The 12,987-nt window shown below is 45.5% G+C and carries 13 protein-coding genes and 1 other RNA gene; 11 read left to right on the top strand and 3 right to left on the bottom strand.

Going from position 1 to position 12,987, the window contains the following annotated elements:
- Positions 1 to 38 precede the first annotated feature (38 nt).
- From AC27FN_RS01755 to AC27FN_RS01745, 3 genes are all read left to right on the top strand, one after another.
- Positions 39 to 539, top strand: coding sequence for a cell wall elongation regulator TseB-like domain-containing protein (locus AC27FN_RS01755; protein WP_487166310.1), 501 nt, complete (start codon positions 39 to 41; stop codon positions 537 to 539).
- Positions 540 to 598: 59 nt separating this feature from the next.
- Entirely contained in the window at positions 599 to 1,894 is a 1,296-nt protein-coding gene (gene asnS / locus AC27FN_RS01750) for an asparagine--tRNA ligase (protein WP_487166309.1), read from the top strand.
- Positions 1,895 to 1,968: 74 nt separating this feature from the next.
- Entirely contained in the window at positions 1,969 to 2,706 is a 738-nt protein-coding gene (locus AC27FN_RS01745; protein ID WP_487166308.1) for a DnaD domain-containing protein, read from the top strand.
- A gap of 141 nt (positions 2,707 to 2,847) precedes the next feature.
- On the opposite strand, the gene AC27FN_RS01740 is transcribed toward AC27FN_RS01745, so the two are convergent.
- Both AC27FN_RS01740 and recU read right to left on the bottom strand, forming a co-directional pair.
- The gene (locus tag AC27FN_RS01740; RefSeq protein ID WP_487166307.1) at positions 2,848 to 5,121 is read right to left on the bottom strand and encodes a transglycosylase domain-containing protein; all 2,274 of its coding nucleotides are present in this window, start codon (positions 5,119 to 5,121) and stop codon (positions 2,848 to 2,850) included.
- Between the two features lie 23 nt (positions 5,122 to 5,144).
- A complete protein-coding gene (gene recU, locus AC27FN_RS01735) occupies positions 5,145 to 5,762 on the bottom strand; it encodes a Holliday junction resolvase RecU (protein ID WP_487166306.1) in 618 nt (205 codons plus the stop codon).
- 182 nt (positions 5,763 to 5,944) lie between these two features.
- On the opposite strand from recU, the gene AC27FN_RS01730 reads away from it, so the two are divergent.
- The 4 genes from AC27FN_RS01730 (at position 5,945) to AC27FN_RS01715 (ending at position 8,616) form a co-directional block, all read left to right on the top strand.
- Positions 5,945 to 6,505, top strand: a complete 561-nt coding sequence (locus AC27FN_RS01730) for an SLOG family protein (RefSeq protein ID WP_487166305.1) — start codon at positions 5,945 to 5,947, stop codon at positions 6,503 to 6,505.
- A gap of 68 nt (positions 6,506 to 6,573) precedes the next feature.
- Positions 6,574 to 6,972: a cell division regulator GpsB gene (gene gpsB / locus AC27FN_RS01725; protein WP_487166304.1), complete on the top strand. Its 399-nt coding sequence runs from the start codon at positions 6,574 to 6,576 to the stop codon at positions 6,970 to 6,972.
- A gap of 20 nt (positions 6,973 to 6,992) precedes the next feature.
- Positions 6,993 to 7,367: RNase P RNA component class B (rnpB, locus tag AC27FN_RS01720), an RNA gene on the top strand.
- Between the two features lie 106 nt (positions 7,368 to 7,473).
- Complete coding sequence (locus tag AC27FN_RS01715; protein WP_487166303.1) at positions 7,474 to 8,616, top strand: THUMP domain-containing class I SAM-dependent RNA methyltransferase; 1,143 nt, start codon at positions 7,474 to 7,476, stop codon at positions 8,614 to 8,616.
- A gap of 272 nt (positions 8,617 to 8,888) precedes the next feature.
- Here AC27FN_RS01715 and AC27FN_RS01710 read toward each other — a convergent pair whose 3' ends face one another.
- Positions 8,889 to 9,290, bottom strand: coding sequence for a reverse transcriptase-like protein (locus tag AC27FN_RS01710; protein ID WP_487166302.1), 402 nt, complete (start codon positions 9,288 to 9,290; stop codon positions 8,889 to 8,891).
- A gap of 57 nt (positions 9,291 to 9,347) precedes the next feature.
- On the opposite strand from AC27FN_RS01710, the gene AC27FN_RS01705 reads away from it, so the two are divergent.
- The 4 genes from AC27FN_RS01705 (at position 9,348) to AC27FN_RS01690 (ending at position 12,987) form a co-directional block, all read left to right on the top strand.
- The gene (locus tag AC27FN_RS01705) at positions 9,348 to 9,728 is read left to right on the top strand and encodes an EbsA family protein (RefSeq protein WP_487166301.1); all 381 of its coding nucleotides are present in this window, start codon (positions 9,348 to 9,350) and stop codon (positions 9,726 to 9,728) included.
- A gap of 69 nt (positions 9,729 to 9,797) precedes the next feature.
- Positions 9,798 to 11,462 (top strand): formate--tetrahydrofolate ligase, encoded by a 1,665-nt coding sequence (locus tag AC27FN_RS01700; protein ID WP_487166300.1) that lies wholly within the window; start codon positions 9,798 to 9,800, stop codon positions 11,460 to 11,462.
- A 70-nt stretch (positions 11,463 to 11,532) separates the two neighbouring features.
- Positions 11,533 to 12,021 carry a signal peptidase II gene (gene lspA / locus AC27FN_RS01695; protein ID WP_487166299.1) on the top strand — a complete coding sequence of 163 codons (489 nt, stop codon included), beginning with the start codon at positions 11,533 to 11,535 and terminating at the stop codon, positions 12,019 to 12,021.
- Between the two features lie 9 nt (positions 12,022 to 12,030).
- Positions 12,031 to 12,987 carry an RluA family pseudouridine synthase gene (locus tag AC27FN_RS01690; protein WP_487166298.1) on the top strand — a complete coding sequence of 319 codons (957 nt, stop codon included), beginning with the start codon at positions 12,031 to 12,033 and terminating at the stop codon, positions 12,985 to 12,987.

The following is a 12,987-nucleotide window of genomic DNA, read 5'->3' as shown; positions in this document are numbered from 1 at the left end:
AATTAATTCCGTTATTGCAGACAGGATGGAGGGTGACTATGCAGCGTCGTCGACGGCAACGAAAAAATTGGGGTCAAATTATCCTGTGGAGTGTGCTGGCGGTTATCCTAGTTGTTGGCAGTGTACTGATCGTCTTTCATGAGGCCCTACGACCGGCGAATACCGCCGCTAAACAGACGGTCCAGATTGCACGAAAAGCCGGTGTTAATGATGCTAAGGGCTTTTTAACGTTCAACCGGCAGCAGACGTATTATGCTGTTAGCGGCCATAACCGTGAAGGTAAGCCGGTTTATGTGATTGTTGCCAAAAAAACCGGCCATGTCACGACTGTCCATGTCAAGACCAGTCAGAATAAGACCGCTATTTTGCAACGAGTTTGGTCGCAGCAGCACCCCAAAAGGGTCCTGAACGTTGGCTTAGGTCTCCGGAATGGACAACCTGTTTGGGAAGTGACTTACTTGAATCAAAAAGGTAACCTCTGTTATAACCTCATTCGATATCGCGATGGCAAGACGATCCAATCCATTCAAAATCTGTAGGACTTAAATTTAAATGAGTTGATCGCAAATGCCGATCAATGAACAAAGGGGAGCTTTCTGTGGAAACCATTAGTATCATGCACGCACCAGAGCATGTTGATGAAAAGGTTCGCATCGGGGTCTGGTTAAGTAATAAACGTTCTAGCGGTAAAATTGCCTTTTTGCAACTGCGAGATGGCACGGCCTTCTTTCAAGGGGTCATCCGCAAAAATGACGTTGGTGAGGAAAAATTTGAAGCAGCCAAGGAATTACGTCAAGAGACCAGTTTATACGTAACGGGCACGATTCATGAAGATGCACGTTCCAAGTTTGGCTATGAAATGGCAATCGAAGACTTTGAAGTCGTCGGCGAAAGTGAAGACTACCCGATTACACCTAAGGAACACGGGATTGACTTTCTAATGGATCACCGGCATCTTTGGTTACGTTCCTCGCGACCCAATGCCTTATTACGAATTCGAAATGAAGTGATCCGTGCGACATTTGAATTCTTCAATGAAAATGATTTTATTAAAATTGATGCGCCGCTACTGACGGGTTCAGCCCCCGAGGGAACCACTGAATTATTCGAAACGGACTATTTTGGTCAAGATGCTTATTTGTCACAAACGGGGCAGTTGTACGAAGAAGCCGCGGCGATGGCGTTTGGTCGGGTCTTTTCCTTTGGCCCTAGCTTTAGAGCTGAAAAATCCAAGACTCGCCGTCATTTAACAGAATTTTGGATGGTTGAGCCAGAGATGGCGTGGATGCATCAAGAAGAAAGTTTAGCGCTACAGGAACGTTACATTGCCTTTTTAGTGCAAGCAGTGATTGATAATTGCCAGCGGGAACTAGAAACTATTGGACGTGACGTGGAGACGTTGAAGAAATACACACACTTGCCTTATCCACGAATTTCTTATGATGATGCAATCAAACTCTTACAGGAAAATGATTTTGACGTTGAATGGGGCGTTGATTTTGGATCACCTGAAGAGACGTTCCTCGCCAACCATTTTGATAAACCAGTCTTCGTGTTGAACTATCCGAAAGCAATCAAAGCCTTTTACATGAAGCGGCACCCAACGCGTGATGACGTCGTGATTTGTGCCGATCTACTCGCACCTGAAGGTTATGGTGAAATCATCGGTGGTTCAGAACGTGATACCGACTTTGATTACTTGACTCAACAAATTCTAGACGCTGGGCAAGACCCTAAGAATTATGACTGGTACCTAGACTTACGCAAATTTGGCAGTGTACCACATTCTGGCTTCGGCCTAGGCCTTGAACGTTTCTTAACGTGGATCACGCTACAGGATCATCTACGTGAAACGATTCCATTCCCACGCATGATTAATCGAATTTATCCGTAAACACTTCGGACGTCGTTGTCGTATCGCGCAGCGGCGTCTCTTTACATTCATAATCGAAAGGGGTTGCTAAATGTATGGAAGCTTTTGCACAATCACTTATCCAGGCTGGCGAGACGACGATTAGTAATTTGTTACTAGGTCGTTATCGCGAGTTAGGAATGACCAACGATGAGCTAGTAGTCTATTTACAGTACAAGCGTTCATTAGACCGCGGGATTGATTTTCCTGATGCGCAAGCAGTCGCTGATGTGATGGGCACGACTGCAGCAGAGATTTTCAATCAATTAGATCAGTTACTGAAAAAACAACTACTAGTCATTAACTCGACGACAGATGCCGATGGCAAGCTTCACGATCAATATGATTTCACCCCACTTTATGAGCGGTTGGCAGCCTTGCCGGATTCGATGAGTGGTGTGGAGGCCCATCAAGCTACCATTGCAGCACCGACGACGACCTCAGCGCGAGCCGACGTATTCAATCGCATTGAGGTTGAATTTGGGCGGCCATTAAGTCCGACCGAGCTGCAAACAATCAGTCGCTGGTTTGATGAGGATCAGTTCAAGCCAGAATTAATTTTATTAGCCTTACGCGAGGCCGTGTTGAACCAAGCCTACAACTTACGGTATATTGATCGAATCTTATTAACTTGGCGGCAGAAGAACCTAACTACTGCTGGCCAAGTAGAGCGCGAGTTGGGACAACATCGAAAACAACAGGTGGCTAACGATATGGCATCTAACGCTAAACCAACTGGACCGGCTATTCCAATTATGAAAATCTCCGAGCCAACGGATCCAACCCCTAAATAAAGTCAATTGGATGATTTGAAACCCATCAAGTGGCTTGCCAGTAGCTTTATACCAAAAGAAAGAACCAGCCAGGCACATGCTGTGCTTGCTGGTTCTTTCTTTGTTTGTTGAGACTGTCATCGGCGTTCGAAGTGAAATTGATTAAGGACGCGACGTTGTTGATTGCCCCGTTGTGGTACTCGTACTATTGGTGTTACTAACACTACTGCTACTTGAATTCTCATTGTTGTTGCCGTTATTACCACCTTGTGTGGCACTAGATTCGGACAAGCGTGTGTCACTTTCACTTGTTTGTGCAGAGCTACTTTGCGAGGAGCTAGACGAAACAATGACACTCGATGACGATGATCCAGTGGAACTACTTTGATCGCGATCAGTCAAGTACTGCCGCCAGTTAGAACCGCGAATAACGAGTTCATCGACGCCGTTGTGCCGTACAACATCCACATTGCTTGGGCGAGACCAATCGTCATTATCTTGGGTTTGTGCCATATACAACTCCAAGTTCTTGTAGATCCCCTCAGCAATGGATAGCTGGGCCGTTGTCATGTAATGACCTGGTTCATTTGGCTGATCATAACCGGTCCAAACGGAAATTGAACTATGCTTGGTATAACCAGAATACCAGGCATCCATGACGGCGGTTGATGGAACCGTCGTGACACTACTTGGGTAACCGGATTGTCCCGTTTTACCGGCTTGATGCAGGCCACTGATTTGCGCACCAGGGGCCCAATTTGCAGTTGGAACACCTTTCAACATGTCGGTCAGCATGTAGGCGGTTGCTTTGGACATCGACCGATGCGAGGCGACTTTAAAGTTGTGTGTTTGACCGTCTTGGGTGACGACCTTGTTGACTAAGTGAGGCGCGTTATAAGTTCCGTCATTAGCGATGGCAGCAAAGGCCGCCGATTCTTGTTCGCTAGAGACATAAGCGCCAATCCCATTTGAGTAAACAAGGGGATCTTTAAAGGTCATCCCGTTTTGGGCCATAAATTGAGTTGCATGGCTTAACCCTACAGAAGCAAGGGTTCGAATTGCCGGAATGTTTCGTGACTCAACCAAGGCCTTACGCATCGTGATGTTGCCTTGATATTGACCATCCCAGTCGTTAACTGGCGTATTGGTGCCTGGATAATTATATTTCGTATCTGAGACAGATTTAAAGGTTGGCCATTCGTCATACTCGATAGCTGGACCGTAGTCCATAAATGGTTTGATGGTTGAACCAGAGGAGCGATCCGTCTGGGTGGCTCGGTTTAACCCAAAAGCGACATTTTGCTTACGGCCACCAATCATGGCAGTTACCGCACCAGTCTCAGGATCAGTCATGGTCACCCCAACTTGGAGTAAGTCGCTAGGAAAGTTGACGTACTGGTCAGTATTAACAATGTCATATAACCGTTTTTGCGCTCCCATATTTAGGTTGGTATAAACTTTAATCCCAGATTTATATGGATTGTATCCCTTGGCATTCAACTCTTTAATCACTTGTTGTAGATAGGCATCAATCACTTTGTCATCGCTATCCGTGTTATTAACCGAGTGATTAACATTTAAGCCGGTACTGATCGGTGTGGCAAGATCTTGCGTCAATTGGGCGTTAGAAATCACTTTATTTTGGTTCATCGCCCTAAGCACCGTATTTCGCCGTTCTTTCGCATAGTTTGGATGAGCAATTGGATCATAATAAGTCGGAGATTGTGGCATACCAGCCAGGGTGGCTAACTGTACATCGGTCAATTGTTTTAAGGACTTGTTGTAGTAATACTTAGCCGCCGTGCCCATTCCGTAGACACCATTGCCCATGTAAACTTTATTGATGTAGAACTCTAGGATCTGATTCTTAGAATAATGCTTCTCAACATAGTAGGCTAAAGCTGCCTCTTGAGCTTTTCGTTTTAAAGTTCGATCTGAAGCAGCCGTGGAGAACACCGATAGCTTAACCAGTTGCTGAGTTAACGTTGACCCGCCTTGTAACCCAAGGGAGCTACCGTGAATGTTCGCAAAGGTGGCACTGATAATCCGGATTGGGTCAACGCCAAAATGGTGCTTGTAAAAGCGACGATCTTCGATAGAAACGACAGATTGTTTTAACCGATCCGGGATCTGATCTGAACGAACATAGGTCCGATTTTGTGAACCAAGATTTGAGACGACATTGCCTTTGGCATCTAAAATTTCTGTCGAATTTTGGCTGGTTAGTTGAGCCGTTGTAATTTTGGGGGCGCTTGAAGCATAGTAAGTGAATAAGCCAACCCCCGCTAAGAAAGCGACGAGCATAACCCCAAGCACCCAATACAAGATGGTTCGCCATAATGGCCGGGAACGTTTGGGACCGGTCGGCGTGGTGTTGTCATCGCCGTCATGATAGCGGGCGATGCGAGATTGTGGTTGATCATTATTGTCAGACATGTTGAACTCCTTAATCAATTAACTCATTTTTTTGTGGCGGTGATTAATTGATCAACCGCGTTTAGATAGGGAACCAGTGGGTTAAGTGCTGGGGTGATTTGGTAACCATGCGCTTCAATTGTCGTACGACGAATTGATTTTCGTCCATTAGTTTGAAGTGCATCATCCCAGCATTGAAAGAGAAATGAGGCCGGTAAGAGAAATGTTGCTGCGTCATCAGTAAAACGAATAATGGCAAAGCCAATACCACCAGCTGCAACGCAGGCACGCAGATGGGTGATTTGATGGGCATGAAAGTTTTTCAAGGGAAATGAGGTTTTATTCTTGGTTTCTTTCGCATCAAAATCAAGATAGTACCCTTGATAAACGCCATTGTAATCTGTCGTTGAAGGCTGGCGAAAATAGGCCTCTCTAATTGTTGCAGCTGAACGCTTCGGATAGTCAACTTTTACAATTTGGACGGGGGTCGGCTTTTTATGAATCACCGCGACACCTCGATTCAAATAGTATTGATTACTTTCATTCAATTCTGCTTCTAGTGACATACCACGATCCCCATAGTTAGTCGCTTGGGACATGGCTGTGGCATGTTGTTTTGCAGACTGATGATAAGCGGTCCCATTAGGATAACGAATGTTCAAAAAAGACCACACTCCTTTATAATGAGCTTATTATATCAGATTTGCTATCTAGGCAACGTTTTGGCGCTGATGTTAACACAGGTGTAATATTTAGAGTGCTTAAGCAAATCAGAGGTTGGTTGATAATTAAAAACTAAACCCATCAAAATATGCTTTAAAGACAGTGGAAGAGGGCGTTAAAGATGAGCCGGTTGTGGGTGAGTGGCTATCGCAATTATGAATTAGGTGTTTTTTCAGAAAATGATTTGAAACTGACGGTAATTAAATATGCTTTAAAAACTGCCTTTAAAACGCAAATTGAAAACGGTGTGGATTGGTTCATCACTGGTGGACAGTTAGGTATTGAACAGTGGACGATCCCGATCGTCAACGAATTAAAGGAAGATTATCCTGAAGTGCAGGTTGCCATGATGCTGCCGTTCGCTCAGTTCGGTGAACAATGGAATGAACAGAATCAAATGAAATTGACGACGTTAAAGCAACAAGTCGATTTTACGGCGACAATTTCGCAACAACCTTACCAATCGCCTCAACAATTAAAAAATTATCAAGGCTTCATGCTAGATCACACAGACGCGGCGATGTTGGTATATGATATAGAACATGAAGGAAAGCCAACGTATGACTATACAGCCATCCAAGCTTTTCAAGCGCATCATCCATACGATGTGACACTGATTGATTTTGATTGGCTACAAGAAAGTGCCACTGAATATCAAGAAAATCAACATTCGACATTTTAATTTGATGTAACATGCGCTACAATAGTTCAAGTCGTGTTTCGACAGATAATCAATGAGGTGTAACAGTCATGCAAGAAATCAACTTTACTACACAGGACATCCTGCAAAAGGAATTCAAAGAAAAACGGATGGGGACGGCCTATGACCCCACAGACGTGGACAGCTTCCTTGACCTAGTGATTAAGGATTATGAAACGTTCAACCGCGAAATTTCGCAACTGCGGAACGAAAATGAACAATTGTCGGGCAAAGTTGACGACTTGACACGGCAGGTTAGCGCACGTCAATCCGTGCCTAGTCAACCGGAATCAGCGAACTCGACGACCAGTAGCGTGACCAACATGGACATTTTAAAACGACTTAGCAATTTAGAACGTCATGTTTTTGGTTCGCAATTAGATAATGGGAACAATCAAGGCCCGTTGGATAACGGTGGGTCAATGTCTCAGTCTGGTTGGAATAGTTAATTTTTCGGCAATGATTTGCAAATTTCGGGTAATTGGGCGTGACTCTTGTTGCGTCAGGAAAGTCCATGCTCGCACAGGCTGCGATGCCTGTAGTGTTCGTGCTCAGTGAAAAAATAAGCTGGGGTGCCTCTTTGGAGGTAACGGCGGGAAAACACGGCTAACGTTTCGACTATGCCCTAGTATCCCTGAAAAGTGCCACAGTGACGAAACCAGTTCGGAAACGAGCTGGGTGGAACGCGGTAAACCCCTCGAGCGGGAAACCCAAACTACGGTAGGGGAGCTTCACATAGGTAATTGAACTGATTGTGGGGGAGGACTTTATGTCCTGAGATAGATGATTACCACGGCGTAGACCGCGCCTGAGGTCTACAAAGTACAAAACATGGCTTACAGAAATTTGCAACAGGCAGAGACCACTCAGTGATGAGGGGTCTCTTTTTTTAGTCGCAAATGGTAAGATGAAAACCAGCAATAACGAAATCAAGTTTGACGGGAGTTTACATGCAGAAATTTAAATTGATGGCCACATGCGCCGCAGGAATTGAAGCCTTAGTAGGGCGCGAATTACGAGATCTAGGCTACGAAGTTAATGTTGAAAATGGCCGAGTTCGCTTTGAAGGAACGGTTAAGGACATCTTAACGACCAACTTGTGGTTGCGAACAGCGGATCGCGTCAAAATCATCGTGGCGGAATTCCCAGCGGTGACGTTCACCGAATTATTCGATGCTACTAAAGCGGTCGCGTGGGATGAATTATTACCGATGGACGCGGCCTTTCCTGTTGAAGGACGCTCACATAATTCACAACTACATAGCGTGCCAGATGCTCAGGCGATCGTGAAGAAGGCGATTGCGGTGCAGTTAAGTGAAACTTACCACCGGCGCAGCCGATTACCTGAAACTGGGGCCACTTTTCCATTAGAAGTGGCGATCAATAAAGATCAGGTCATGTTAACACTAGATACAACTGGCGATTCTTTATTTAAACGTGGCTATCGGGTTGCTAAAGGTAGTGCACCGCTGAAAGAGAATATGGCGGCAGCTTTAATCTTATTAACCCATTGGCATCCAGTGGACATGCCTTTTTTGGACCCAGTTTGCGGATCGGGGACGATCCCTATTGAAGCCGCTCTGATTGCGCGCAACATTGCCCCAGGTTACAAGCGCCAATTTATTTGTGAAACGTGGCCTTGGGTTGATGCCGAAGTAGCCGATTTAGTGCGCGATGAAGCCGATGATCAAGCGGATTATGACCGTCAGTTCGATATTGCTGGTTCTGACATTGACCCCACAATGATTGAAGCCGCGAAGGCCAATGCGCGAGCAGCTGGCTTAAGTAATGATGTCACTTTTAGCGTGGCTGATGTTACAGAGTTTGCGACAACCAAAATCAATGGTGTGATTGTGGCCAATCCACCTTATGGGGAACGATTAAGCGATGAGGCGAGTGTTCGCCGTCTGTATCAAGGGATGGGTCGCTCTTTTTCGCCACTCAAAACCTGGAGTAAATATATTTTAACTAGTGACCTCGATTTTGAAACAAGTTATGGTCAACGGGCGACTAAAAAACGCAAGTTATACAACGGGGCGCTACGGACAGATTTATATCAATATTGGGGAAAACCAATTTGGCACCATGACTGATTTTTAACGAGTGAGACATAAGTCGTCAAGCGACGAACACTAAAGGCGAATTTCAAATGGTGCAGGGGGTATCCCTATTCACCGTTTGAAATTCGCCTTTGAGTAATGCCTCCTGACTGATATTCTGTGGTTTAGTCAAGTTAGCTGTGGTCCGATGTTGCTAATTGATGAGCCCCTAGCCTGTTTTTTAGCGGATTAATTGACTGCTTGACTCTTGTTGTTTTGCTAAATTTTTTTGAGCCGTAATCGTGGATAAGCACACTTGTGTTAGGCTAGCTTTGATGAAGTGCCTGTAGAGCTAACTGATGGGCGCCATGATTTTGTCGTTCTGGAATCCACTGGGTCACCACCAATTGGAACGTATCCTGTAACGTCAATAATGCTTTGGTCAGTTCAGGGTAATGTTTAGTGATGCCTTTTCCAACCGCGTCAGCAACAAGGCGACTGTCCGTAAAAAACATGACGGTATCAGTTGCCTCCGCGTGCTGTTTGACGGCTTCAAAACCAGCGATCGCTGCCAAAAATTCTGCTTCATGATTATTACCAGAAGCAACAATCTGCTTGAGCTGATATTGGTGGTGATCTTGAACAATCAACAGGCCAGCGCCGCTTGATTGTGCGGCAGGTACCTGGGCAACAGGGCTAGCTGCATCTGTATACAGTTTAATAATCATTTTCGACCTCAAATTTGTTAAAATAAGACTTGTGTTCTTGAAAGGTGGTTCTAAACCATGAGTCAACAGCGGTTCTATTATCAACCAAGCGGTCTATCCGCTGTCATCATCTGGTCTTGGGTGGCAATTTTCTTGTTCGGCGGGATCATTTTTCAATATGAAATGGCCAAATTCAATTGGCCGGCCATCATCATTGCCATTGTGTTCGTTTTGTTACTAACTTGGCAATTAGTTGGGCGACAATTGTTGATTAATGGTGAAACATTAGTCGTTCGCCGACTATTGGCGCCGCGTGCTTTGACAGTTAATCTTCGTCAGTTGGAACAAGTGCGGATTTCAGGCCATACCTTAACTTTTTATATTCATGGCCAACGTTTTTCCTATCGATTATCTAAACGAGCTTTAACCAAGCTTTCAAAACAATTGCCGGAAAGCTAAGGCTTGGCTCGAGTATAGCATTTAACTGTTGATGTAAAAAAGTTTTACAAATAACTGGGGGGCATTGATTTGACACAATTAACAGATATTGAAATCGCACAGAAGACCCATTTGCAACCGATTAAAGAAATTGCCCAACGTGCTGGTTTAACAGAAGACGAGATTGAACCTTACGGCCATTTTAAAGCCAAGATTACGTTACCGTTGACTCGGTCTCAACAACCCGGAAAATTAATTTTAGTGACCTCAATCAATCCCACTCCCGCCGGCGAGGGCAAGACCACGGTAACGGTTGGATTGGGGGATGGGTTGCGACAGATTGGCAAAAAGGCGATTTTGGCCCTACGTGAACCATCACTTGGTCCCGTCATGGGCATGAAGGGCGGCGCTACTGGTGGTGGTTACGCACAGGTCGCGCCAATGGAAGATATTAACTTGCACTTCAACGGTGACTTTCATGCACTAACGACGGCCAATAACACGTTAGCAGCGTTAATCGACAATCACATTCAACAAGGTAACGACTTGCGAATCGATCCACGACGCATCTCCTTGCATCGTGTACTTGATATCAACGATCGAGCACTACGCAATACAGTCATTGGAATGGGTGGACCAACGTCGGGAATGCCACGCGAGGACCATTTTGATATCACAGTAGCTAGTGAGTTAATGGCGATTTTATGCTTAGCAACGGACTTACATGACTTAAAAGACCGCATTAATCGGATGGTAGTCGCTGAAACATTCGATCGACAACCAATCACGGTTGCCGACCTGCATGTTGGCGGAGCCATTGCGTTACTTTTGAAGGATGCGATCAAACCCAACCTAGTACAGACCCTAGAGGGGACCCCGGCAATCATTCATGGTGGACCGTTTGCCAATATCGCCCATGGCTGTAATAGTGTCCTTGCCACGAGAACTGCACTTCAGCTAGGCGATTATGCCGTAACCGAAGCGGGTTTTGGCGCTGATTTAGGTGGCGAGAAATTTCTTGATATTAAGGTTCCTGTTTTAGGACAGGCCCCGAATGCGATTGTTTTGGTTGCCACTGTCCGGGCTTTGAAATTACATGGTGGGCAAGCCCTAGCCGATCTAACCACGCCCAACTTAACTTCTTTGCAAAAGGGTTTGGCTAATTTAGGTCAACATATTAAGAGTATGCAACGTTATCAAATTCCAGTAGTAGTGGCGATCAACGCATTCACATCAGATACACCAGATGAAATTAAAATGATTCAAACGTACTGCCAACAATTCGATGTCCCTGCCGTGGAGGCTGATGAATGGGCAAACGGAGGGACTGGGACAACCGCCCTGGCTCATGCCGTTGTGCGAGCAGCCCAGGAGCCGGCACACTTTACGCCTTTAATGGCCGACGGTGACGATTTGATGACGCGTGCTAAAAAAATCGTTACGACTATCTATGGCGGTCGAAATGTTGTCTTAGAACCTCATGCCCAAGCACAGTTGCGCCGTTTCGCCAAACGCGGCTGGGATAAGCTACCGTTATGTATGGCCAAAACTCAGTATTCACTTTCTGATCAACCCAAATTATTGGGTGCACCAACCGATTTTGATATTCATATTCGTGAATTCCAGCCGCGGTTGGGTGCAGGCTTTATGGTCGCGTTAACTGGCGCAATTTTAACAATGCCCGGCTTACCAAAGCAGCCCGCTGCCTTAAATATGACGATCTCAGACGACGGCGTCATTGCCGGTATCTTCTAAATTAACGACAGACATTAAACTTGTATTTTCAAAAACCTTGAGAAGGAGCCGTGGGGAACCACGAATCGCCATGCTATTTTATTGGATTTTCATTCTTTTATTAGTTGCTGTCGACCAAAGCATTAAGTATTTCATCGCCACGCAATTTGCATTGGGCAGTACACATGCTTTTATTCCGGGTGTACTCTCTTTAACAAGTCTGCGTAATAATGGGGCGGCTTGGTCCATTTTATCCGGTCGTATTGATATTTTTATCATTATCACTATCGTTGCGGTGGCCGTTCTACTTTATGCGATGTGGCGTTTGTCGACACATCGTCTCTATATGTGGGGGATCAGCCTGATGATGGCCGGCACGTTAGGCAACTTTATCGATCGGTTGCGCTTAGGCTATGTGGTTGATATGTTTCAATTTGATTTCTTAAAGGGATTTCCCATCAGTAATTTTGCCGACTGGTGCCTCACGTTTGGTGTAATTTTACTGATTGTCGCCGTCATGACAGATCGAGACGACTCACCGACTGGACCACGACATGCCGCTGGTCACGGACGGCATTAGGAGGCTTCAATGGCTAAAAATCAAGTAAATAAGCCGTTGGGCGATAACAATTTATCGGACAAACAAGTTTTTGTTGTTGCTGAAGGTAATCAGAGTCAACGTTTCGATAAAACGCTCAGCCAGCTAGCCGGAATTACCCGTTCACAGGCGCAAATTGCCATTAATGACCGGCAAGCGCTTATTAATAATCGGCCACAGAAAAATCGCTTCGAAGTTTCGATTGGTGATCAAATCACTTATCAACCAGCTTCAGTGACCCCAATTGCGTTAGTGCCGGAACCGATCGACTTAGATATCGTCTATGAAGATGACGATGTGTTAGTGGTTAACAAGCCTCAGGGAATGGTCGTTCATCCGGCGCCAGGTCATCCAAATCATACGCTAGTCAACGCATTACTCGCACATTCGCCCTTATCATCAATTAATGGCAGTTTGCGGCCCGGCATTGTGCACCGGATCGATAAGGATACCTCCGGGTTATTGATGGTTGCTAAAAATGATATTGCTCAGCAAAGCCTGACAGCTCAATTGAAAGCGAAGACTAATGAGCGACAATATGTGGCGTTAGTTCATGGTGTCATCAAGGAAAACGAAGGCACGATTGATGCACCTATTGGTCGGTCACCCAAGGATCGCAAAAAAATGGCCGTCGTGAAAGATGGTCGGCATGCAATCACGCATTTTAAAGTGCTAAAACGATATCCTAAGTTCACGTTGGTCAATTGCCGTCTTGAAACTGGGCGTACCCACCAGATTAGGGTACACATGGCTTACATTGGTCACCCACTGGCGGGGGACCCGCTTTATGGGCCTAAGAAAACCTTACCAGGACAGGGGCAGTATTTGACGGCGCAGACACTTGGTTTTAAACAACCACGAACAGGTGAACTTTTGCGCTTTGAAATACCGTTACCCGCGTGGTTTACTCAGATGTTAGATCAACTAGACGCACAGACACAGTCATAA

The sequence above is a fragment of the Furfurilactobacillus sp. W61-4 genome (genome assembly GCF_057545565.1).
The sequence above is the reverse complement of the archived record's forward strand: the minus strand, read 5'-3'. Positions and strand labels throughout refer to the sequence as shown.

Bases quoted from the DNA above. Each gene is read 5' to 3' on its own strand.
- AC27FN_RS01705 (WP_487166301.1), top strand. From the start codon at position 9,348: ATGAGTCAACAGCGGTTCTATTATCAACCAAGCGGTCTATCCGCTGTC.
- AC27FN_RS01745 (WP_487166308.1), top strand. From the start codon at position 1,969: ATGGAAGCTTTTGCACAATCACTTATCCAGGCTGGCGAGACGACGATT.
- AC27FN_RS01740 (WP_487166307.1), bottom strand. From the start codon at position 5,121: ATGTCTGACAATAATGATCAACCACAATCTCGCATCGCCCGCTATCAT.
- AC27FN_RS01730 (WP_487166305.1), top strand. From the start codon at position 5,945: ATGAGCCGGTTGTGGGTGAGTGGCTATCGCAATTATGAATTAGGTGTT.
- lspA (WP_487166299.1), top strand. From the start codon at position 11,533: ATGCTATTTTATTGGATTTTCATTCTTTTATTAGTTGCTGTCGACCAA.
- AC27FN_RS01710 (WP_487166302.1), bottom strand. From the start codon at position 9,290: ATGATTATTAAACTGTATACAGATGCAGCTAGCCCTGTTGCCCAGGTA.
- AC27FN_RS01690 (WP_487166298.1), top strand. From the start codon at position 12,031: ATGGCTAAAAATCAAGTAAATAAGCCGTTGGGCGATAACAATTTATCG.
- AC27FN_RS01755 (WP_487166310.1), top strand. From the start codon at position 39: ATGCAGCGTCGTCGACGGCAACGAAAAAATTGGGGTCAAATTATCCTG.
- gpsB (WP_487166304.1), top strand. From the start codon at position 6,574: ATGCAAGAAATCAACTTTACTACACAGGACATCCTGCAAAAGGAATTC.
- AC27FN_RS01715 (WP_487166303.1), top strand. From the start codon at position 7,474: ATGCAGAAATTTAAATTGATGGCCACATGCGCCGCAGGAATTGAAGCC.